Genomic DNA, 22866 nt, shown 5'->3' with positions numbered 1-22866 from the left:
CGGATGGGTAATGGTGATGTTAAATCTGAGCGTCGGGGTGGGCGGCCAGGTAGCTAACCCTAATATCTTCGATGACCGTATCTAGGGTGGTTGCCTCCAACTGCTGGGCCAGGGCCTGCTCGGCCTGGGCCGCAATGGGTTCGAGCACCGCATTGATATGGCCGCCGACGGGGCAATCTGGGTTTGCATTCTGGTGGACATCGATGTGGATATTGGGGTTGACAGCCCGGTAGATATCCAGCAGGGTCATGGTGTTTTTTGGCTTGCCCAGCTGGTAGTCGAAACTGCCGGGTAGGCGTTCAAGCAGGTCAGCGTTTTTGAGCAGGGAGATAACTTTGCGAATGTAGCTAGCATTTGTCCCGACGCTGGCGGCGATGGTTTCTGAGGTGAGCTTGTCCTCGGTTTCAGAAAGCATGACCAGGGTGTGGATGGCTACTGAGAATTTGGTGTCCATTCAAGGATCCTTTGAGCAGGTAAGAGGGGTGGGCTAGCTTAGATTCGGCGGGGACGCAGGGCTGAGCGGCCGTGGTGGGCAAGGGTGGCAAGCAGAAAGGGCAAGACCTTGGTCGAGCTGGCTGGCTCCTTCCCTCGGCCTAGACGTCGCATTTGCCCTTCATAGTAGCTGATACTGAGTAAGAACTGGAGTGCCCGGTCAAGGTGCCTACTACCGGTGGTGACCCGGGGAGTCTGCCAGGAGTGCACCTGCCCGCGGCGGATCTCAGTGGGTAGTTCAGGCTTGAGGGCCAGGGGCCGGGCAAGACCAATCATACTCACCCCGTCCGCCAGGGCCTCCTCCATGGCCTCCACCGAGCGGAAGCCGCCGGTTGAGATAATGGGCATTGTAGCCTGCTGGGCCAGGGCCTTGGCATAGGTCAGTAGCTCTGTGCCCTCCCCACCGAAGACGGGGCTGGAGTAGTTGCCGCCGGATATCTCGATGAAGTCAGCCCCGGCCTCCTGCATGAGGGCAACAAGACGTTGGCAATCCTCAAAGCTGAAGCCGGTCTCTGAGAAATCGGTGGCGTTGAGTTTGAGGCCGACGATAAAATCTTTCCCCACTACCTGTCGAATTCTCGTGTAAACCTCCCTCAAGAAGCGGGTGCGGTTCTCGAAGGAGCCCCCATAGGCATCAGTACGCTGGTTATCAGCCGGTGAGAGGAACTGGTTAATCAGGTAGCCGTGGGCTGCATGAATTTCCACTCCGCTGAAGCCGGCCTGCTGGGCCAGCTGGGCCGCTAGAACGAAGGCCTGAATGGTTCCTTCGATTTCAGCTAGGGTCATAGCCCGCGGCGGGGCAAAACCGGTTGCCAGCTCACCTTCTAAGGGCTGGGCGCTGGGGGCTATAGGCTGCCGCCCGGAGCCCCTGGGCATCTGCTTACCAGGGTGGTTCAGCTGCACTAGAGCCAGAGTTCCCTGGCCGGTGGCAGCAGTTGCCCAGGCCCCAAAGGCTCTAAGATCACTCTTGGCATCGAGCACCAGGTTGCCAGGTTCACCCAGGTAGCGCCGGTCTACCATGACGTTACCGGTCATGAGAGTACCTACCCCGCCGGCAGCCCAGCGGGCGTAGAGGCGGATATGCTCGGGGGTTGGGTTGTGGTCGGACTTAGCCATAGCTTCGCTCATGGCGGCTTTGACCATGCGGTTTTTAGCCTGCTGGCCTGAGCCGAAGGTGATGCTTGAAAAGAGAGGGGACTGGGTCATTATTGTCCTGACGTGGCGCGGTAGCTGTGAAGTACGGTGTCGCAGTATTCGAGCAGGCGGTCAGCTGCTGCCTGGCTGTAGCCGTGGGCAGATACCCGGGCTTTTTTCTTGCGGTCGAAGTAGGCGCCGCTGATACCTGCCACCTGACTGGATTGAGCCAGGTAGTAACCGATTTCTGCCCCTTCCTGGGGGCTGATCGCAGCCCGGTCCATGAGGCGACCGAATAGTCGGGTCATGGGATTCTTGCGGTCTGCCGAGCCACCAATATTGGTTTTGACCAGCCCCGGGTGGTAGGCATTGACCGTCAGGCGGGCGCCTCGGCCAGCGTACTCTCGGGCCAGGGCCCGGGTCAGCCAGATGGCGTAGAGCTTGGAGTTATTGTAGGCCCGCCAGGGGCTAAAAGAGGTAACGAATCCAAAGTCCAGCTTCTGGGCCCCGCGCGCAAAGTGGTGCATGAGGGATGAGGTGTTGATAATCCGCCCCTGGCCAGATTCTTCGAGCAGGCCTTCAAGTTCCCGGGTTAGTAGGTAGGGGGCAAGGACTGAGAGCATGAAGGTCAACTCAACATTGTGTTCGTTGGCCTGTCGCTGCTTCTTGCCTGCAAAGACACCGGCATTATTGATGAGCACATCGAGCTTGTCGTGCTTCTGCTGTACCTCTCGCGCCAGGGTGTAGACCCCGTCCAGGGTTGAAAGATCAGCAAGGTAGCCTTCAGCCTCTCCACCGGTTGACGCTTGCTGCACAAGCTCCAGGGTGCGGGCGAGCTTGTCAGGGTTGCGGCCGTGGACAAGGACGCGGTGACCGTCCGCCGCCAGCTTGAGGGCTAGTTGCTGGCCGATGCCGTCGGTCGAACCGGTGATGAGTACGGTGAGGGGTTTCACGCAAATCCTTTTGTATTTGTTATTGATACAAAAACAATACTAGCCTGTACTGCGCCCACCTGCCACCTGATCAACCATGAAGTCACCCACAGACCAAGGAGCTGCCCACCCCTCCCCTTTTAGGAAGTAGGTGGGCAGCTCCCCCAGTGAACTAAGATTCTCTAGCCCTTGAGAATCCTGGCAATATCGTCCAGCACACTCATGTCCTCAATAGTGGAGGGAACAGTGTACTGCTCACCGTCGGCGATCTGGCGCATGGTCTTGCGCAGAATCTTGCCGGAGCGGGTCTTGGGCAGGGCTTCCACGATCTTGACGTCCTTGAAGTCAGCCACAGCCCCGATATCGTTGCGCACGCTGGCAATGAGCTCAGCAGCCAGCTGCTCTTCGGTAATATCTGCCCCGGCCTTGAGTACCACATACCCGGCGGGCCGCTGGCCCTTGAGCTGGTCAGCCACACCAATCACAGCACATTCGGCCACAGCCGGGTGACTTGCGAGCACCTGCTCCATGGCCCCTGTTGAGAGTCGGTGGCCAGATACGTTGATTACGTCGTCGGTGCGACCCATCACAAAGACATACCCGTCCTCATCGATATAGCCAGAGTCACCGGTGGTGTAGTAGCCGGGGAAAGCGTCGAGATAGGAGGAGATGTAGCGGTCGTCGTTACCCCAGAGGGTCGGCAGGGTACCCGGGGGCATGGGCAGTTTAATAGCCAGGTTGCCCTCTGCGCCGGGGCCAACCGGTTCACCAAAGGGATCGAGCACCTGCAGGTTGTAGCCCGGTGAGGGCACGGACGGGGATCCGGGCTTGAGGGGAAGAGCTTCTAGGCCGCGGGGGTTGGCGGCAATGGCCCAGCCGGTTTCGGTCTGCCACCAGTTATCGATGACGGGCACGCCCAGCTTTTCAGTGGCCCAGTGGTAGGTTTCAGGGTCTAGCCGCTCCCCGGCTACGAAGAGCAGTTGCAGAGAAGAAATATCATAGTTGCCTAGCAACTCAGCCTCCGGATCTGCCTTGCGAATGGCGCGTAGGGCGGTAGGAGCGGTGAAGAGAGACTTGGCGCCAGATTCTTGAATGACGCGCCAGAAGGCACCAGCATCCGGCGTCCCCACGGGCTTACCCTCATAGAGCACGGTGGTGGCCCCTACCAGCAGAGGCCCATAGACAATGTAGGAGTGCCCAACAACCCATCCAACATCTGAGGCACACCACATCACCTCACCAGCCCCTACGTTGTAGATGTTCTTCATGGTCCAGGCTAGCGCCACAGCATGGCCGCCGTTATCACGCACCACACCCTTGGGGGTACCGGTGGTCCCGGAGGTGTAAAGAATGTAGAGCGGGTCGGTAGCTTTCACGGGGACGGGGGCATGTGGCTCAGCCCCTTCAACAGCAGCCCCCCAGTCAACCCAGCTTACGCCGGTGCCGTTTTCTTCGGCACGGGTCGCAGCATCTGCAACCGAGTTTTCAAAGCCCTCACGTTCGAAAACAAAGACGGTGCGAGGCTTTTCAGCGGCCACATCGATAGCTTTTTCAACTGCGGGAATGTATTCGATACGGCGCTTAGGCTCCACCCCGCCTGATGCGGTGAGGACGACCTTAGGCGAGCAGTCGTTGATACGGCTGGCCAGCTCGTTGGGGGCAAAGCCGCCAAAGACAACCGAGTGCACAGCGCCCAGGCGGGCAACTGCCAGCATAGCCATGGCAGCCTGGGGAATCATGGGCATATAGATGAGTACGCGGTCACCCTTTGCCACTCCGGCGGACGCGAGCGCCCCGGCAATTTTTTCGACCTCACCCTTGAGTTCTGAGTAGGTAATATTCTGGCGAGTGCCCAGCATGGCTGAGTCATAGGTGATGGCCGCGCGGTCTCCGTAGCCGGCTTCGATGTGGCGGTCGATTGCGTTGTAGCAGGTGTTAAGGGTGCCGTCAGGGAACCAACGGTAGAGGGGTGCCCGCGAGCCATCTAGTGCCACAGAAGGTTTTTCTTCCCAGGTGATAGCTTCCGCTTGCTCTAGCCAAAATGCTTCGGGGGCTTCAATGCTGCGGGTATAGGTGTCTTTGTAGCTTGCCATGTGGGGTGCTCCTTTGCGGACGCCGGTGGTGAAGTTGTGAGGAGGGAGTGACTCCAACCTAGTGCCAAGGGTCACATCGTGCAAGTCTTTGTATACAAATTTCTGAATTATGGTCAAAAATGACGCAATATTTCAGGTTTTTCCAGAAATTTTTACTCCTTTTGTATACAAATAGCAGGCTTCTGCTTTAAGGTGGTCATACCGCCCGTTTCAGTGCGGCAAATCACAAGGCCCTAAGAGGAGGGAGCCAATGAGAGCTAGTGAGCTGGCCTACCAGAGCCTACGCAGCGACATCATGGAGGGAATGCTCGCTCCCGGTTCCGTCATTGCAGAGGTCGAGCAGTCTGAACGGCTAGGGGTTTCCCGCACTCCAGTCCGCGAAGCTATCTCACGGCTACTCTCTGAGGGCCTTGCTGAACCTGCCCCCGGGCGCGGCGTCATCGTAGCACCAATTTCACTGGCAAACGTGTACGCCCTCTTCGAGCTACGAACCAGCCTCGACAGCACGGCTGCCGCGCTGGCAGCGCGGCGGGGTAACCGGCAGGTTTTCGAGCAGCTTGCCAAGGCTTTCGAGCTGGCTGCCCTCGATCTCCACAAGGGAAGTACCCGGCTTGCCGAGTACTACAGCCTAGTCGATGAGCTCGATACAGCAATCGACGCAGCAGCCGGTAACCGCTACCTACATCAGGCACAGACGTCCTTGCGCACCCAGCTCACCCGCATCCGCAAGCTGTCGAAAGCCAACCCCGTTCGGCTGGCGCAAGCTGCCGAAGAGCATACCCAAATCGCCCGTTGCATCGCCTCGGGCGACCCCCAACTAGCAGAGGCCGCAACCAGGCTCCACCTGGCCAACGCACTCTACGCCATCGAAGAAGCCGCTGCCTCCCAAAGCCAGCACGACCTCTTCGATCACTCGGAAACCACCGTCTAGCCCCCAACCCCGGCCCTGACGAGCAAGCACCCACACGAAAGGAAGATTCAGTGACCAAGCTGCACTCTGTCCGCGTTTACAAGTCAGAAGAAAATCTGCCCCGCGAAGACCAGCTCGCCTACAAGCTAGCCCAGGTAGCCACCGACCCCGTTGAGGTGCTCCCCGAGGTTGAAGAGATGGTCATCAACCGCATCATTGACAATGCCTCTGTAGCTATTGCATCGCTCAACCGCGGCCCCATCATCTCCGCCCGCGACCAGGCCCTCACCCACGCCCACTCCCCCAACGGCAAGGGCGCAGCCATCTTCGGCGTTGCCGCCAGCACCAAGGTCTCCCCCGAATGGGCTGCCTGGGCCAACGGTGTGGCCGTGCGCGAGCTGGACTACCACGACACCTTCCTGGCCGCTGAGTACTCCCACCCCGGCGATAACATCCCCCCGATTCTGGCAGTCGCCCAGCATGTAGGCTCCACCGGCCGCGACCTCATCCGCGGTATTGCCACCGGCTACGAGGTACAGGTTGACCTGGTCAAGGCTATCTGCCTGCACAAGCACAAGATTGACCACGTTGCCCACATCGGCCCGTCCGCTTCTGCCGGTATCGGCACCCTGCTGGGGCTAGATACCGAAACCATCTTCCAGGCCATCGGCCAGGGCCTGCACACCACCACCGCCACCCGCCAGTCCCGCAAGGGTGAAATCTCCACCTGGAAGGCGTACGCCCCTGCCTTCGCGGGCAAGATGGCTGTAGAGGCAGTAGACCGCGCCATGCGCGGCCAGACCTCCCCCGTGCCGATTTACGAGGGCGAGGACGGCGTCATCGCCTGGATGCTCGATGGCCCCGACGCCCACTACGAGGTGCCCCTGCCTGAGGTTGGCGAACCCAAGCGCGCTATCCTCGATACCTACACCAAGGAGCACTCCGCCGAGTACCAGGCCCAGGCCTGGATTGACCTGGCCCGCAAGCTGCACCGCGAACACCCCGAGTTCGCCAACCCCGAGAACATTGAGTCGATTGTTCTGCACACCTCCCACCACACCCACTACGTTATCGGCTCAGGCGCCAACGACCCCCAGAAGTACGACCCCACCGCTACCCGCGAAACCCTGGATCACTCCATCCCCTACATCTTCACCGTCATGCTGCAGGACGGCGAGTGGGACCACGTCGGCTCCTACGCCCCCAAACGTGCCCAGCGCGAAGATACCGTAGCTCTCTGGCACAAGGTCACCACCGCCGAGGACGCCGAATGGACCCGCCGCTACCACTCCAACGACCCCGCCGAAAAGGCCTTCGGTGGCCGCGTTGAAATCAAGCTAGCCAATGGTGAGACCTTCAGCGAAGAAATCGCCGTAGCTGACGCCCACCCGCTCGGTGCCCGTCCTTTCGCCCGCGAAGACTACATCGGCAAGTTCCGTAAGCTTGCCGAAGGCAAGGTCTCAGAAGAAGAGCAGAACCGCTTCATTGAGGCAGCTGAGAACCTGGCTAACCTGGGCGCAGGTGAGCTGGATGCCCTCAATATCACCGCCTCTATCGACCTGGAAACCGGCAAGAAGGGTATTTTCTAATGCTGTACGCTTCAAAAACCGTTGCCCAAAAGCGCAAGGACCTGCGCGATATGCTGGCTAGCGACCAGATTCGTCAGTTCCCCGGCACCTACACTCCCCTCTCAGCCCGCCTGATTGAGGAAAAGGGCTTCGATGGTATCTACATCTCGGGCGCGGTGCTGGCTAACGAGCTGGGTTTTCCGGACGTCGGGCTCACCACCCTCTCTGAGGTAGCCCAGCGGGCCGGGCAGATTGCCCGCATCACCAACCTGCCCGCTATCGTGGATGCCGATACCGGCTTCGGTGAGCCCATGAACGTGGCCCGTACCATCCAGGAATTTGAAGAATACGGCCTAGCTGGCTGCCACATTGAGGACCAGTTCAACCCCAAGCGCTGCGGCCACCTGGACAACAAGAACATGGTCGACCTTGAAACCGCCACCAAGCGCATCAAGGCCGCAGCTGAGGCCCGCCGGGACGAGAACTTCCTGATTATGGCCCGCACCGATCTGCGCGGCACCTCATCACTAGAAGAGACCATCAACCGTATCAAGGCCCTGGTAGATGCCGGTGCAGATGCCATCTTCCCCGAGGCCATGAAAAACCTGGACGAGTTCAAGGCAGTCTGCGACGCTGTCGATGTGCCGGTACTGGCTAACATGACCGAGTTCGGCAAGAGCGAGCTCTACACCAAGGAGCAGCTGGCCGAGGTAGGTATCTCAATGATTATCTACCCCGTCACCCTGTTGCGCTCCTCACTGGGAGCCATGGAACGAGCGCTGGAAACCATCGAGCGTGATGGCACCCAGGAGGCCTTTGTGGACCAGATGTTCACACGCTCACGCCTCTACGACCTGGTTGACTACGAGGCCTACAACCAGTTCGATACCGGTATCTTCAACTTTGAAGTGCCGGGTAAGTTCGAAGCCTAAACGTACAAGGAGAAACAGACATGAGCGACAACGATGTCAAAAAAGGTCTGGCCGGTGTAGTCGCCGACCACACCGCCGTCTCGAAGGTCAATGCAGAAACCAACTCCCTGCTCTACCGGGGCTACCCGGTGCAGGAGCTGGCGACCGTCCCGTTTGAGAAGGTAGCGCTACTGCTCTGGAACGGGGAGCTACCCACCGACGAGGAACTAGCGGAGTTCACCGCTTTCGAGCGAGCCCACCGTGAGCTACCGTCAGCACTGAAGGCGGTCATTGATGCCCTACCCACCGACTGCCACCCTATGGATGTCTGCCGCACTGCAACCTCCTTCTTAGGCGCAGCAGACCCTAAGAGCGAGGATCTCTCCCCCGAGACCGAGCTTCTCAAAGCCAAGGAGCTGTTTGCGGTCATGCCCGCTGTGGTGTGCTACGACCAGCGCCGCCGCCGGGGCCAGGAGATGATTGCCCCTCGCGATGACCTGGACTACTGCGATAACTTCCTCTACATGGCTTTCGGTGAGGTCCCGGCCCCCGAGGTCAAGACCGCCTTCAACGTCTCCATGGTCATGTATGCCGAGCACTCCTTCAACGCCTCCACCTTCACTGCCCGCGTCATTACCTCCTCTCTCTCTGACCTGCACTCGGCTGTCACCGGCGCTATCGGCGCCCTCAAGGGGCCCCTGCACGGTGGCGCCAACGAGGCTGTGCAGCATACCTTCGACGAAATCGGTGTGATTGAGGGTGAGTCCCAGGCAGACGCCAAGGCCCGCGCCAAGGCCTGGATGGAGGCTGCCCTGGCCGAGAAGAAGAAGATTATGGGCTTTGGCCACCGGGTCTACAAGAACGGTGACTCCCGTGTGCCGACCATGCAGAAGTCCTTCTTTGACATGGTTGAATACTACGGGCGCCAGGATATTATCGGTCTCTACCAGGGCCTGGCTGAAGCCATGGACGAGGCCAAGGGTATCAAGCCCAACCTGGACTACCCGGCTGGCCCCACCTACCACCTGATGGGCTTTGATACTCCCACCTTCACCCCCATCTTTGTGGCCTCCCGTATCACCGGCTGGACGGCCCACATTCTGGAGCAGCGCGCGGCTAACTCGCTGATTCGCCCGCTGTCTGCCTACAACGGCGCGGACGAGCGGCACCTAGGGTAAACCGCCCACCCACGAGCACGCCCTAGAGGTCGGCTGGTTCGGGAGCTACTCCCAAACCAGCCGGCCTCTGCTGTAGTCTGTCTAGGGTCGCTAACGTAGCTCTCTGGGCAGTCTTTCCAGTAGACGCAACCAGATTTCTGAAGCTGTGGGGTAGGCAGGCACTGCATGCCGCAGTAGCTTGACGGGCAGTTGGGCAGTGACGGCGATAGTAGCTGCGTGCAGGAGCTCGGCGGCTTCCTCACCCACAAATACCGCACCGAGCAAGACGCCGGTAGCAGCGTCTACGGCCAGTTCAGCAAAACCGCGATTGAGGTTTGAGAGCAGAGCGGCTCCGGCGACCTCTTTCATGTCAACGCGGGCAGTGACCACGGTGTGCCCGGCCTGTTCTGCGGCCGGGCCTGTGAGGCCCACCTGGGCAACCTGTGGCTGAGTAAAAATAACCTGGGGCACAGGTGTGGGCCACCCCAATTTGTATCCAGCCTGTCTGGCCAAACGGGCGCCCAGCGTCCTTGCCTCGTACTTGCCCTGGTGGGTGAGCATATCCCTCCCGGCTGCGTCTCCAATGAAGTGCAGCCAGTCAGGGGTTTCGCCTGCGAGCGCCCGTTCTGCGGTCAGACCGATAGTTTCTAAGCCCAGCCCGTCTAGGGCAGGGGTGCGCCCGGTGGCCAGAAGAATTTCATCGCTGACAAGTTGTTCCCCGTTCTCAAAGATGAGGGTAACCGGCCCTCCGTGAATCTGGCCTAGTCCGGTAGCCCGAGCTTTTTCTCGCTCGGCCTGAACCACCGTCGCCCCAAAGCGCAGAGACACACCCTGATCAGCTAGTGCTGAAGCCACAACCTCACTGAGCCCCTCAACCTCAGCACCCAGTGCACCTAATAGGTGGTTCCCGCGCACCAGTAGGGTTACGCGGGTTCCCAGGGCAGCCATCCATGTGGCAGCTTCGAGCGCGACCACGCCACCACCCACAATCGTCAGGGTGTCGGGTACCTGCACCACACCGGTGACGTCCCGATTATCCCAGGGATGTAAGCCCTCGTAGAGATGAGGTATCGCGGGTTTTGAGCCAGTTGCTATGACCACAGCGCCGGTGGCGTGTAGGGTACAGGCGGATCCATCAGCTGCGTTCACCTTCACTGTCTTTTCACCAGCTAGCTGGCCGTGGCCCCGCGCCACATCGATACCGGCACTACGCGCCCAGCTGACCTGGCTGGCGTCCTGGTAGCGGGAGACCCAGGCATCGCGGCGGCGCAACAGCTCCTGGGCGTTGAGGCTGATGCCCTGCACCCCTGGCAGTTTCTGGGCGAGTTGCACTAGCTGTACGGGGCGTAACAGGGCCTTGGAGGGCATGCAGGCATAGTAGGAGCACTCACCACCCAGCAACTCGTGCTCGACGAGAACGGCGGTTAGCCCACCTTCTACCGCATATTGGGCGACGTTCTCGCCGGTGGGCCCGGCGCCAATGACTACAAGATCATAGGTGGCAGAATTTTTCAGGTTTGACATGGGTGTTCCTTTCGAGCAGGGGGCAAAAACTATCGGGCACGAGGATGAGCGGCGGCGAATACTTCCCGTAGAGTTTCTGCGGTGACCTTGGTGTACACCTGGGTGGTGGTAATTGATGAGTGGCCCAGCAGTTCCTGTACCACACGAATGTCTGCCCCGCCTTCGAGCAGGTGGGTAGCGAAGGAGTGGCGCAGAGTGTGCGGTGAGATTTCTGCGGTGACCCGTGCGCGCTCAGCATGGGTTTTAAGAATCAGGTAGGCCCCCTGGCGTGTAATACGCCCTCCGCGTGCGTTGAGGAAGAGCGCGGGAGTGCCCTTTCCTTTCGAGGCGAGGGTCGGGCGCCCCCGTACCAGGTAGTCTTCAATTGCTCGGGTGGCGTAGGAGCCTACCGGAATCACCCGCTCCTTATTGCCTTTACCAAAGACCCTCGCAACGGCGGGAAGCGGGCTTCCGCTCCCCTGCCCGACCTCAGAGGTCGTTGCACCGGCGTCCTTCTCAATCGCGAGGTCGTCAAGGTCAACCCCGATGGCCTCGCTGATACGGGCCCCGGTGGAGTAGAGAAATTCGAGCAGGGCACGGTCGCGCAGACCCGCTGGAGTGGCGGGGTCGGGGCTTTCGAGTAGTTTCGTGATGATGTCAAGAGGTAACGCCTTGGGCAGGCGGACGCCCAGCTTTGGCGGGCGTACAGTGGCCGCAGGGTTACTAGGGGTAACCCCTTCCCTGTGCCAGAAGGCGTGGGCCCCTCTGACGCCGCTGGTAACTCGTGCAACGGAGCGGGCAGAGAGCGCAGCCTTATCGTCGCTAGTGGTCGCGGCATCAGCGATAAAGTCACGCACGTGTTTCTTGGTAATGATGCGGGGGTCAATCACGCCCTGACCGGCAAGGTAGGTGCTATAGCGGGTCAAATCGCGCCGGTAGGAGGCCACAGTGTTAGCGGTTAGCCCCCGTTCGATGCCTAGGTGGTCAAGGTAGACCTCGATTGCCTGGGTGAGGGGCGTTGGTTTCGGCTGAGAACCGGTAGCTGTCACGGTTTAGAGCCTTTCGGCTGGCCGGATTTCCCCCCGGTAGTTGGGGTCGCGTAGCGCCGGGTGGGCGGTGAAGGGGGCGGACGCCGGGTAGAGGGTCTTATAGTCACGGCGGGAGGCCGCGTCGGCGGCCAGGATGGCGTTGGTAGAGGCTGCGTTGTGAATACGCCCTGCTAGCACCGCGTGCACGGCTTCTTCGAGGGGAACCCAGCGCTGCACGATTTCTGATTCCTCGTGCACGCGTTCTTCCCGGTCTTCTTCGGGGATGGGGCTCAGGTCGCGGGCCAGGTAGATTCGGCAGGTCTCCCCCATGCCGCCGGGTGAGTTATAGAACTCCATCAGGGTGTCCCAGCGCCCGGCCCGCAGGTCGGTTTCTTCAGCTAGTTCACGAGCTGCAGCGTCGAGCGGCGGTTCGCCGTCAATATCGAGCAGGCCAGCGGGAATCTCCCAGAGATTGGCGCGTACGGGGTGACGGTACTGGTTGATGAGAAGTATTTTGTTTTCCTGGTTAAGGGCAAGAACGGCCACTGCTCCGGGGTGCACCAGAAAGTCACGTTCAAAAGGTTCGGTGTCTTCTTTGAGAGCGACTCCCTCTCGCACCACATCCCACACGTAACCTTCAAATTTGGTTTCACAGCTGGTGACGTAGCGAGGATTGGCTATGTCAGCGATGGTTTCTTGGGTTTCTGCCAGAGCCGGGGCGTCTAGGCGGGGAGCACCGCCCACTGAGTAGTTGAGGTCTTGCTGCACGGTACCGTCCTTCTCGGGGTTTCCTCTAAGTCCACCCTACTCCATCTCCTTAAGGGGGCTGTGCCCCACATTTGGCGATGCGGGGCGCAGAGTGTTTGGCTAGTATGAGGACTTGTGTAGTTTATGCTCCAGGACCACCTGCCATAACAGCTGCTTCGCCCTGTTCAACTGAACCTGCGTAATCGTTAGTGGGGTCACGGTAGATGGAGTGGACGTGGCCCCAGCCAGCGGTAATTTCACCGTCAACGTCTGCCTGAGCTGAGTTACCTTGACAGGAGAACTCGATGTAAACGTGGGGGCCGGAGATCTTGAAGTAGATGCCTCCGTCGGTTGAGGTGTCGTAGGAGGTTGCGCCCTCCCAGCTGAGGTAGGTTTCATCCAGGGTAGCCTCAATGGCGGCCTTCTGGGTTTCCCAGCTTTCGTCATCTGCCATACCGGCATAGTTGCGGATGAGTTCCAGCAGAAGGTCCTTTTGCTCGTCGGTGAGCTCTGAGGCTGCGATGCCGGTGCCCGTGGAGAAGTCGCAGGTGTCGCCGGGAGCGCAGGTCAGATTTGACACGCTTTCGCCCTGGTAGGCGGTGGAAGCCTGATCTTCGTTCAGGGAGTTGTAGAGAGCAAAGGCATCGGTGTAGATACCGTCCATAGTGGTGATGGTTTCACCGGAGTCGTTGGTGTAGGAGTAGGGCTGGGAGCCTAGGTGGGTGGGAGCGAAGGTGATGCTGTTGGCTTCGCCATTCAGGTCAACGTTGAGACCAAGGTGGTGACCGCCGAACTGGATAGCCCAGGATGAGGTATCAGACGGGTCACCATAGATAGCGATGTAGTACTGGCCCAGGGTCTCTTCGGTAGAGGTGCTGTCTTCCAACAGGTGCTTGTCGCCGTTCATGATGTTGACGGCCATAGCGTAGGCATCATCGTTGAGCAAATTTTCAAGGACCTTGAGGGCGGCAGCCTGCTGTTCTTCGGTCAGGTCGTTGAGATTCAGACCGTTGCGCTGCACAAAGGAGACAGGGAAATTAGACCATGCGGTTGATTTGGTCTCATCGGTGTAGTCGTAAAGCAGGGTTTCTTTTTCGGTGTCGCTCAGGGTGGCCATGAAGTCTTCAGCTGCTGTAGCTGTGTCTGCAATGGTGGCTACCGTTCCTTCAGCAGAGGATGTTGATGCGCTGGTCTCACCTGCTGAGGAGCTTGCAACTGCTGATGTGGTAGAGCTAGAGGATGAGCTACTTTCGGTACTGCTGGTACAACCAGAGAAAATCAGGGCACCGAGAGCCAGGGAGACGCCGGTAAGGGTGAGTTTTGACGGAATATTTGTTTTTGCCATGCAGCTAAGGCTAGCAACTTTTACTACCCTAACTAGCTGATACCCCGCAACTCACAGGTTACATCCTCTCCCCTCACCTGTCTGCTATCTACTACAAGTAACTCCTGACAAAATCATTCATTTTTTCGCTTTGCATATACCAAATTTTTGGTCCTTGCTCGATTCACAGGCTTCACAGCTTCACAGGCATATCGCCAGTTTCCTTCTACAAGGCCGCAGGAAGGCTTACTCAAAAGCCCTCTACCCTGAACTGCCCCCGGTTTTGTTCCAACTACATCGGTGAAGCCTGGCGAGAACTAAAGGAGTACCCTTCAGCCGGTATTTAGCCCTTGCGGTTCTCCAGCGCTGCCCTAATCAACCCGGTGAAGAGAGGGTGGGGGCGGGTAGGGCGAGAGCGGTACTCAGGGTGGGCCTGGGTAGCAATGTAGTAGGGGTGGACGCTGGCGGGAAGCTCTACGAACTCCACCAGGGAGGAATCGGGAGAGGTACCGGAGATAACCAGGCCCGCTTCTTCCAGCTGCTGACGGTAGTCGTTGTTGACCTCGTAGCGGTGGCGGTGGCGTTCTGCTACCTCGGTTGCCCCGTAGACACGTTCAGCCAGGGAACCGGCAGCTAAGGATGCCGGGTAGAGGCCCAGGCGCATAGTACCGCCCAGGTCGCCTGCGCCGTCCACGAAGGCCTTCTGCTCTTCGATGGTGGCAATCAGCGGGGAGGCGGTCTCAGGGTCGAACTCGGTGGAGGAGGCATCCCTGATGCCGAGCACGTTGCGGGCGTATTCGAGCACCATGGACTGCAACCCTAAGCAGATACCCAGGGTGGGAATCTTGTGTTCGCGAGCGTGGCGCAGGGCGCCAATCTTGCCGTCGAGGCCACGGATGCCGAAGCCGCCGGGCACGAGAATGGCGTCCATACCGCGCAGCTGGTGGGCAGCGTCCTCCTGGCTTGCGCAGAGGTCAGCGGCAACCCACTTGATGTTGACCTTAGCGTCGTTGGCAAAGCCGCCGGCGCGCAGGGCCTCGGTGACCGACAGGTAGGCGTCGGGTAGGTCGATGTACTTGCCGACCAGGGCAACGTTGACCTCGGTTTTGGGGGTGTGGACTGCGCCCAGCAGCTTATCCCAGGCGGTGAAGTCAACGGGCTCGGCGTCGATGCCCAGGTAGTCCAGGATGTAGGCGTCCAGGTTCTGGCTGTGCAGGGTCTTGGGGATGTCGTAGATGCTGGGGGCATCTGCGCAGGATATGACAGCCTCGGGCTCAACGTCGCAGGCGTGACCAATCTTGATCTTGTGGGATTCGGGCACTTCGCGCTCACAGCGCAGAATCAGGCCGTCGGGAATGATGCCCAGGCCGCGCAGGGCAGCAACGGAGTGCTGGGTGGGCTTTGTTTTCAGTTCACCGGACGGCCCGATGAAGGGAACCAGGGAAACGTGCAGGAAGAAGACGTTGCGGCGGCCCACATCGCGGCGCACCTGGCGGGCAGCTTCAAGGAAGGGCAGGGATTCGATGTCGCCCACGGTTCCGCCGATTTCGGTGATGATGATGTCGGGGGCGTTCTCACCTTCGGCGGGCAGGCGCATACGGCGCTTAATTTCGTCGGTGATGTGAGGAATGACCTGCACGGTGTCGCCCAGGTATTCGCCGCGGCGTTCCTTTGCGATGACGTGAGAGTAGACCTGACCGGTAGTCACGTTCGCTGCCTGGGTCAGGTTCTCGTCAAGGAAGCGCTCGTAGTGGCCTATGTCAAGGTCGGTTTCTGCCCCGTCGTCGGTGACGAAAACTTCACCGTGCTGGAAGGGGTTCATGGTGCCGGGATCGACGTTGAGATAGGGGTCGAGCTTCTGCATGGTCACAGAAAGACCACGAGAGCGAAGAAGTCGGCCGAGAGATGAGGCTGAGAGGCCCTTACCGAGTGAGGAGGCTACACCGCCGGTGACGAAAATCTGGCGGGTGACTGTACCGTTGTTTGATCTTTTTGTATCTACCACGGAATTTCAGCCTATCACCGTTTCTGTTTCGTGCGTGTAAACGCTGGAAGGCCGGCGAAGAATGGCACTGTAATATCTGCTGTGTAAGGGCGCTAGTATCTCTCGAACACTGAGGGTTGATATTCCTGTTCGTAATAATTTAGTTTGTTCCTGTTTCTCCAGACTGCGGTTCAAGACCCTCAACACAAGGACCATACATATCAATCAGCTGCTGGCTCGGATGAAGTGACCGGGTGCGAGCGTGCGAGCACTCATGAGGGCACGGAATCCGCCGCAAGGCGGGACGTGAATCGCCTCGTGAGCGAAGCGAACCAGCGAGAGGGTCAGGCTTACGCCCATTCCGCCCGCAGATTTACTTCCTCACTTGCTCGGATGGAGTCGGCAGCTTCCGAGCGCGCGAGGAAAGAAAGGCTGACGACGGAATAGGCGAAGCCGCTGGGCTTCATCCAGCGCGAGCCTGGGAAGCCGGGGTGTAAGCACTTTTGAATAAGCCTCAAAGGTCAATAAGCTCCTGAATCAGGTTGTAATCAATCATCACATCAGACATAGCTTTTTCTATCCTCACTGAGCCAGGTTCCCCTAAGAACCACTAAAACGAGCATGTATCAACAGTTCAACCCTATCCGACAGGAAAAGAAACGAGCGCCGCGCCCTACCTCACCTAAAGCTGCCCGGCACTCTCCAGTAGCTCGCGGGCGTGTTCCTGAGCGGCAGCAGATTGATCATGCCCAGAGAGCATGCGGGCAAGCTCAACCACGCGCTCCTCTGCGGAGAGCACCTGCACCCGGGAAAGCGAACCGTCATCGTTCTTACGCACCAGTATATGCTGGTCAGCGAAGGCCGCCACCTGGGGCAGGTGGGTGACCACTAACACCTGTACGTTCTTAGCCAGCATAGCTAGGCGGCGGCCAATCTCTATGGCAGCCTTACCGCCTACACCCGAATCCACCTCATCGAAGATGAACGTGGGTACCGGATCCACCTCTGACAGTACAACTTCAAGTGCTAGCATCACGCGGGAAAGCTCACCACCTGAAGCGCCCTTACCCAGGGGACGAGGCGTAGCCTGGGCGTGGGGAGCCAGCATGAAGGTCACTGTGTCCTTGCCATAGCGGTGGAACTTCTCAGTTTCTTCCACCTCAACCACCAGGGAGGCGTTGGGCATGGCCAGGGCTGAGAGTTCCTCGCTGACGGCCGCTGCCAGCTTGCGAGCGGCCTTGCTGCGTAGCTCGGTAAGCTCCGCAGCCTGCTCCCCCAGCGTCTCACGGAGCTGACGTAGCTCCACTTCTAGAGCTTCCTGACGGGCCGGATCATCGGTGAGAGTCTCAAGCCGTGCGCGGGATTCCTCGGCCCAAGCCAGCACCTCAGCGATATCTGCCCCATACTTGCGGGTCAGGGCCTTGAGCTGGGAACGGCGGTGCTCAACCTCAGCCAGGCGTTCGGGCCCCTCAACGTCAAGCCCCGAGCTGTAGGCTGAAATCTCTTCAGAAATATCGGTAACCGTAATCAGGGCCTCATTCAGCCGAGCGGCCAGCGCGCCCAACTCAGCATCGTCCGCAGCTTCAGCAGCCAGGGCATTGCGAGCCACATCAAGCAGACCCAGCACGTTGGGAGCATCAGCCTCCCCATATTCAGTGCCCGAGAGCGCTACGGACGCCGTCGCGGCAGCCTGACGTAGAGACTCCACGTTAGTCAGTTTCTGGCTTTCCGCTCTCAGGGCTTCATCTTCGCCCTCAACCGGTTGTACAGCATCAATCTCTGCCAGCGCACCATGCAGGGTCTGGGCTTCTAAAGCCCGAGCACGGGTGTTCTCACGCACGTCGCGCAACTCACCTGCTGCCTGTTTATAGCGCTCATAGTTAACGGTATAAGCAGAAAGAAGTTTCTCGAGCTTTTTACCCGCATAAGAGTCCAAGGCTTGACGCTGTTCAGCAACACCTTTAAGGCGCAACTGATCAGACTGGCCGTGCACAGCAACCAAAGTATGCCCCAGCTGAGCCAGAGTACCGATAGGGGCTGAAACCCCGCCCACGTGAGCGCGTGAACGGCCAGTAGCCGAGACCGTTCGAGCCAGCAGAAGTTCAGCGGAGCCGCCTTCAAGCTCCTCAACCGCCCCGCCAGCGTCCTCAGCTAGCTCAAGGGCGTGATGGCCCTGAGGTAACCGAATCACGGCCTCAGCCAGAGCATTCTTGGCCCCATTGCGCACAGAGCTCGCGTCAGAGCGGGCTCCCAGTAGCATGCCGAGGGCGGTAACGACCATGGTCTTACCTGCCCCGGTTTCACCGGTCAGCACAGAGAAACCGGGCTCCAAGGGAAGCCGAGCGTCAGTAATAACGCCCACATCACGCAGATGAATCTCTTCAATCACAGGTCTGGTCTCTCTTCGTTCTGTTCAGCACCTGGGGCAGGAATCATGGGCAGTGTGCCGGTTGCGGGGCCGGCGGAATAAGGACCACGCCAGCCGGTAGTTGGGAGCTCAAATTTTTTGACCAGGCGCTCTGAGAAAGGGGCCGGGTGCATGCGAGCTAGCCGCACCGGTTTATCAGAACGGGTTACTTCAACGCGCGCCCCCGGTGGCAGGTCACGGGTTCTGCGGCCATCGCACCAGAGAACGCCTTCAGCCCCGTTGGTCGAGACTAGCTCTACAGCCATCATCGAGTCGGGCGCAGTGACCAGGGGGCGGGCAAAGAGGGCATGGGCAGAGAGGGGTACAAGAAGCATGGCTTCAACGCTGGGCCAGACGACCGGCCCACCACCTGAGAAAGCGTAAGCGGTTGACCCGGTGGGCGTAGCCAACACTACACCGTCACAGCCAAAGGACGAGAGCGGGCGGCTGTCAACTTCAATGGCAACTTCAATCATTTTTTCTCGGTTGCCCTTTTCGACGCTAGCCTCGTTGAGAGCCCAGGTTTCAAGAATTTTGTACCCACCGACCCAAACCTTCACATCGATGGCCATGCGCTCTTCTACTGTATAGTCACCAGAAACCACACGCTCAACGGTTTCAGCCAAATCAACCTCTTCAGCCTCAGCCAGAAAACCTACATGCCCCAGGTTCACACCAACCAGGGGAATCTGGGTGTGGCGAATCATCTCAGCAGCACGTAGAATCGACCCATCACCGCCCAATACCATGCCCAGTTCAATGTCTTTGAGAGCTACGGACTCATGCGCCACAGCAACCGGCACGGGGTCATCCCATTTCTCAGTGAGAGCCTCAAGGTCGGCACGGTTCATCACGGGCACCAGGCCGGCCTGGTAGAGCTGGGTACAGGTAGTGCGGGCCGCATCGCGAGCTTCGACGCGGCCGGTGTGGGCAAAGACCAGAATTTTACGGTCGCCCTGAACTACAGGAGCTACGGCTTGAGTTTCCTTCACCCTTTTAGGCTAGCCGACACCCGCGTGGTTTTCACCCCAACACACAGATTCTTCGAATATTTATTCGATAAAAGGGTGATGGCAGACTGCCGCTATCCCCGGTCAACTTTCGCGGGTTTACGGAGCCACAGAAAGAATTCCACGTTGCCATCCCGCCCTGGCAGGGGGCTTTCTTGCTCCCCCATCATGTGCAGGCCTGCGTCCTGCGCTGCGCTACGGACTTTCATCACGGCCTCTGCACGGGCGACAGGATCGGTCACCACCCCACCCTTACCGATGCGAGCTGGCCCCACCTCGAATTGGGGTTTGACCATCAGCAGTAGGTTCCCACCGGGAACAGTCGCTCCGGCGAGAGGTTCTACCACCTTGGTCAGAGAGATAAAGCTGAGGTCAGAGACCGTAAGCGCCACCTGACCGCCGATGTCATCGGGGCTTAAGTTTCGCACGTTGAGCCCCTCATACACATCCACAGCAGGGTGATGACGGATAGCCTCAACTAGCTGGTTATGGCCCACATCCACGGCAGCCACACGGCTAGCCCCGCGGCGCAACAGTACATCAGTAAAACCGCCGGTGGAGGCACCGGCGTCCAAACAGAACAGGCCCTTGACGGTAATCTCGGGGAAGGCGTCGAGCGCACCGGCCAGCTTGTGGCCAGCCCTAGAAACATATTCGGTCAACTCGCTACGGCGTACACGCACGGTATCACCCTCACGCAGCTTCTGAGCAGGCTTGGCTACTACCTGCCCATTGACACTGATATGGCCGCCCTCAATCATCTTGGCAGCCAATGTGCGAGAGCGCGCGATGCCAGCCTGCACCATATACAGGTCTAGACGCACTAGCCCAGCTCCTTTTTCAGCTCGTCAGCTAGTTGCCCCAGACGCTCGATGCGTTCTGTGGGATCCAGAGCCAGAGCAGCGGTCAGGGCTGCTTCGAATTCGGGGTCGTATGGCTCGGCACCGGTTTCTTGTTTGCCCAGCCCCTGCCCAGAGGGCCCCGGTTCTTTACTGACCATCGTTGAACTCCTGTGGAGAGGTTGGCACCGCCGTATCAGGGTTCGCCGCCCACCAGGCAGCGCAGGCTACGCGCCAGAAGTTCAGCTCGCTACCGTCACCGGTAAGAGTCAGAACGCCCTCCTCTGCCGTCGCGATCCACCCAGCGCCACGGGCGGTAAAACCACCGGTGGTTGCCTCAACGCCAATCTCGGGGTAGTCCTCAAAAAAACCGTTTAAATCGGTCAGTATGTAGGTGGGGCGCTCTAGGGGTATGGCTGCCAGAATGGATTGGTAGGTCTCTACCCCGGTCAGCACCACCGCTGTAGCCATTGCGGCTCGGTTGCCACCCTGAATATCGGTGTCCAGACGGTCACCAACTACCACCGGGCGGGTCGCACCTAATTTCTTAGCCGCGGTCACAAAAATCGGGGATTCAGGTTTGCCCGCAACTAGAGGGGTACGGCCCGTTGCGGTTGCTACCGCCCCAACAAGAGTGCCGTTACCGGGAGCGATACCGCGCTCCTTGGGGATGGTGAAATCAACGTTGGAGGCAACCCACAAGACCTGCTCGTCAGCCAGGGTATAGGCTGCCTCAGCCAAATCCTCCCACCCTATCTCAGGGTTAAAGCCCTGCACCACCGCTGCCGGCTTATCAGCTTGACTCGTCACGGGGATCAGCCCTGCCGCGCTCACGCAATCGGCCAGTGCCTGGGCACCGGTCACCAGAACTTTAGCTCCTGCAGATAGCCGTTCAGCCAGCAGGTCAGCAGCTGCCTGGGCGGAGCTCACCACATGGTCAGCGTCGGTGTTCACACCGAGCTCCACCAGGTGATTGGCTACTGCCTGCACGCTTCGGGAGGCATTGTTAGTCACAAAAGCTACGGGGACGCCCTGAGCCTGGGCCTGGTTGAGGGCCTGTGGAGCCCCTTCAATTGCGAAGGGGCCCGCGTAGACCACGCCGTCAAGGTCAGAAAGCACCGCATCGTGTGCATCAAGTAGCATAGTATTTATGCCCCCTCGGTACTTTCGTTGGTAGCCGGAGCCAGCTCTGAGAGTTTCTCTTCTTCGGTCTGTTCTTCACCGGCCACGGTTTCAGAGGCGGGGGCGGGTTCTGCCGCATCAAAGATTGTTTCATCTTCGTCTGTTGTCAGGGGATCTTCTGCAACACCGGCTTCAGCTGCAACACCGGCTTTCGTCTCGGCTGCCTCCAAGTCGACTGAGGATTCTTCAGGTTCCAGGAGTTCTTGCTCGGTGAAGATGTCGAAGATTTCAGGTTCCACAAAGTCACCCTGCCCCAGAGCCGCCTCAGTCATCAGCGCCAGGCGGCCCCAGCGGGCGGCCTCTTTAGCGCGGCCGTCCTGCTGTAACAGGTCAGCGTAGGCACGAAAGAGACGCGGTGAGTAGTCAAAGCCACGCTTGGGGTTCAGTTCAGGAATTTCTAAAGTTTTGATAGCTTTCTTCAGCTCACCCCGGTCCTGGTAGATACCCGACACCACGATAGCGACCTCTGAGCGGACGGCTGCGGGCACGTCATCATTCTTTGCTTCTTCTGCCAGGGTGAGGGCCTTTTCAATACGACCTAGTGCACGTTCACTGTCCACGAGCAGGGCCAGATGATCATTAGCGCCGGAGATACGGCGGTGGGTGCGGAGTTCTCGCAGGGTCAGCTCAAAGTTCTCTGCAGCGTAGGCAGCGATGCCCACTACTTCGCGAACGATGCCAATCCGGCCCGCGCGCTTGGAGGCAGCAATCGCGTGCTCCAGGGCGAAGTCGGGGTCTATGTCGAGGTAGCGGCCCACCATCACCAGGTGCTTGGCTACGGTGTCAGCATTTTGTGGTTCAAGTTGGCGCAGAGCGCGCAGGGTCCAGTTTTCGAGTTCTTTACCGGTGACATCGGTGTCAATCTCGGGTGCGTTCTTTGAGGGGCGGTAGTCTCCGCTGGGGTTTTTCGCTTCACTGCTAAAGTTGCGGTCCTTGCGGTCGAAGGAGCCTTCGCCACGGCCATTGCCATTGTTTTTACGGTCATCGAAACGCTTTCCGCCACCGCGGTTCTTATTAAAGAGCTTCTTCTTCTCGCCGTAGGGGCGGTCGCCCTCGCGCTTGGTGTAGCCGCCTTCCTTGCGGTCTGAACGGTCACTACGGTAGGAGCGTGAGGAGTTACGGTCCTTGTTCTTCTTGTAGCCACCGCGGTTGTTATCTGAGTGGTTACGTGAGTATTCAGCCAAGTGAGCTCCTCTATGGTGTTTATGGTGGGGGTGAGACACTTCTCTGCCCTCTTTTTCGCTAGATTCCAGTCTATCTGGCTTGGGGTACCTTGCGTAGGACCTGCCCGGTCTTACCGGTACGTTATCAGGCACACAAACCCACACTGAACCACACATTAAAAGAAAAATAGCCCAGAGCTACTGCTCCGAGCCACGCACAAAAAACAAACCATGAAGCTTATTCATAGAGAAAGACCTTATGAATAAGCCTCCATTAAAGCAAAAAAGGGGGCCCTGAACACACAACCCAGAACCCCCAAAAAAGGCTCGAGCTATACAGCCCGAGCCTTCCTGTATCCCACAATAAAAAACCGGCAGCAACCTACTCTCCCACACCGTCACCAATGCAGTACCATCAGCGCAAAGAGCCTTAACTTCCGGGTTCGGAATGGAACCGGGTGTTTCCCTCTCGCTATAACCAC

19 protein-coding genes and 1 rRNA gene are annotated in these 22866 nt (G+C 59.1%); 4 read left to right on the top strand and 16 right to left on the bottom strand.

Annotated features, from left to right (window positions below; translation table 11 throughout):
* Nucleotides 1-19 precede the first annotated feature (19 nt).
* The 4 genes from L6966_RS11365 to L6966_RS11350 all read right to left on the bottom strand — a co-directional run bounded on the left by L6966_RS11365 (nt 20) and on the right by L6966_RS11350 (nt 4651).
* Nucleotides 20-454, bottom strand: coding sequence for an Rrf2 family transcriptional regulator (locus tag L6966_RS11365; RefSeq protein WP_237225214.1), 435 nt, complete (start codon nt 452-454; stop codon nt 20-22).
* 38 nt (nt 455-492) lie between these two features.
* Entirely contained in the window at nt 493-1698 is a 1206-nt protein-coding gene (locus L6966_RS11360) for an NADH:flavin oxidoreductase/NADH oxidase family protein (RefSeq protein WP_237233417.1), read from the bottom strand.
* On the bottom strand, nt 1698-2579 hold the full coding sequence (locus L6966_RS11355; RefSeq protein WP_237233416.1) for an SDR family NAD(P)-dependent oxidoreductase: 882 nt from the start codon (nt 2577-2579) through the stop codon (nt 1698-1700). The genes L6966_RS11360 and L6966_RS11355 overlap by 1 nt, the downstream gene beginning before the upstream one ends.
* A 161-nt stretch (nt 2580-2740) precedes the next feature.
* Nucleotides 2741-4651: a propionyl-CoA synthetase gene (locus L6966_RS11350; protein WP_237233415.1), complete on the bottom strand. Its 1911-nt coding sequence runs from the start codon at nt 4649-4651 to the stop codon at nt 2741-2743.
* A gap of 250 nt (nt 4652-4901) precedes the next feature.
* On the opposite strand from L6966_RS11350, the gene L6966_RS11345 reads away from it, so the two are divergent.
* From L6966_RS11345 to L6966_RS11330, 4 genes are read left to right on the top strand one after another with little or no spacing between them, the layout of a single operon-like run.
* Nucleotides 4902-5582, top strand: a complete 681-nt coding sequence (locus L6966_RS11345) for a GntR family transcriptional regulator (protein WP_083091476.1) — start codon at nt 4902-4904, stop codon at nt 5580-5582.
* Nucleotides 5583-5632: 50 nt separating this feature from the next.
* Complete coding sequence (locus tag L6966_RS11340; protein WP_237233414.1) at nt 5633-7150, top strand: MmgE/PrpD family protein; 1518 nt, start codon at nt 5633-5635, stop codon at nt 7148-7150.
* Nucleotides 7150-8061, top strand: coding sequence for a methylisocitrate lyase (prpB, locus tag L6966_RS11335; protein WP_237233413.1), 912 nt, complete (start codon nt 7150-7152; stop codon nt 8059-8061). Before L6966_RS11340 ends, prpB begins: the two co-directional genes overlap by 1 nt.
* Before the next feature lie 20 nt (nt 8062-8081).
* Nucleotides 8082-9218 carry a bifunctional 2-methylcitrate synthase/citrate synthase gene (locus tag L6966_RS11330; protein WP_237233412.1) on the top strand — a complete coding sequence of 379 codons (1137 nt, stop codon included), beginning with the start codon at nt 8082-8084 and terminating at the stop codon, nt 9216-9218.
* A gap of 90 nt (nt 9219-9308) precedes the next feature.
* Here L6966_RS11330 and L6966_RS11325 read toward each other — a convergent pair whose 3' ends face one another.
* From L6966_RS11325 to rrf, 12 genes are all read right to left on the bottom strand, one after another.
* Complete coding sequence (locus L6966_RS11325; RefSeq protein ID WP_237233411.1) at nt 9309-10721, bottom strand: dihydrolipoyl dehydrogenase family protein; 1413 nt, start codon at nt 10719-10721, stop codon at nt 9309-9311.
* Between the two features lie 29 nt (nt 10722-10750).
* Entirely contained in the window at nt 10751-11749 is a 999-nt protein-coding gene (locus tag L6966_RS11320; RefSeq protein WP_237233410.1) for a site-specific tyrosine recombinase XerD, read from the bottom strand.
* A gap of 3 nt (nt 11750-11752) precedes the next feature.
* The gene (locus tag L6966_RS11315) at nt 11753-12496 is read right to left on the bottom strand and encodes an NUDIX domain-containing protein (RefSeq protein WP_237233409.1); all 744 of its coding nucleotides are present in this window, start codon (nt 12494-12496) and stop codon (nt 11753-11755) included.
* A 121-nt stretch (nt 12497-12617) separates the two neighbouring features.
* A complete protein-coding gene (locus L6966_RS11310) occupies nt 12618-13820 on the bottom strand; it encodes a DUF3500 domain-containing protein (protein ID WP_237233408.1) in 1203 nt (400 codons plus the stop codon).
* Between the two features lie 322 nt (nt 13821-14142).
* Nucleotides 14143-15804, bottom strand: a complete 1662-nt coding sequence (locus L6966_RS11305) for a CTP synthase (protein WP_237233407.1) — start codon at nt 15802-15804, stop codon at nt 14143-14145.
* A 661-nt stretch (nt 15805-16465) separates the two neighbouring features.
* On the bottom strand, nt 16466-18172 hold the full coding sequence (gene recN / locus L6966_RS11300; RefSeq protein ID WP_237233406.1) for a DNA repair protein RecN: 1707 nt from the start codon (nt 18170-18172) through the stop codon (nt 16466-16468).
* Nucleotides 18169-19182 carry an NAD kinase gene (locus L6966_RS11295; protein ID WP_237233405.1) on the bottom strand — a complete coding sequence of 338 codons (1014 nt, stop codon included), beginning with the start codon at nt 19180-19182 and terminating at the stop codon, nt 18169-18171. Before L6966_RS11295 ends, recN begins: the two co-directional genes overlap by 4 nt.
* Nucleotides 19183-19274: 92 nt before the next feature.
* Nucleotides 19275-20024, bottom strand: a complete 750-nt coding sequence (locus L6966_RS11290) for a TlyA family RNA methyltransferase (RefSeq protein ID WP_237233404.1) — start codon at nt 20022-20024, stop codon at nt 19275-19277.
* A complete protein-coding gene (locus L6966_RS11285) occupies nt 20024-20200 on the bottom strand; it encodes a hypothetical protein (protein ID WP_237233403.1) in 177 nt (58 codons plus the stop codon). Before L6966_RS11285 ends, L6966_RS11290 begins: the two co-directional genes overlap by 1 nt.
* Nucleotides 20190-21182, bottom strand: coding sequence for an HAD-IIA family hydrolase (locus tag L6966_RS11280; RefSeq protein ID WP_237233402.1), 993 nt, complete (start codon nt 21180-21182; stop codon nt 20190-20192). The genes L6966_RS11285 and L6966_RS11280 overlap by 11 nt, the downstream gene beginning before the upstream one ends.
* Before the next feature lie 5 nt (nt 21183-21187).
* Nucleotides 21188-22405, bottom strand: a complete 1218-nt coding sequence (locus L6966_RS11275; protein WP_237233401.1) for a hypothetical protein — start codon at nt 22403-22405, stop codon at nt 21188-21190.
* Nucleotides 22406-22753: 348 nt separating this feature from the next.
* A 5S ribosomal RNA gene (rrf, locus tag L6966_RS11270) occupies nt 22754-22866 on the bottom strand; the annotation flags it as partial.

Origin of the sequence: Rothia nasisuis, assembly GCF_928381405.1 — a bacterium.
Lineage (GTDB): Bacteria > Actinomycetota > Actinomycetes > Actinomycetales > Micrococcaceae > Rothia > Rothia nasisuis.
This window is presented reverse-complemented; position numbering and strand designations above follow the sequence as displayed.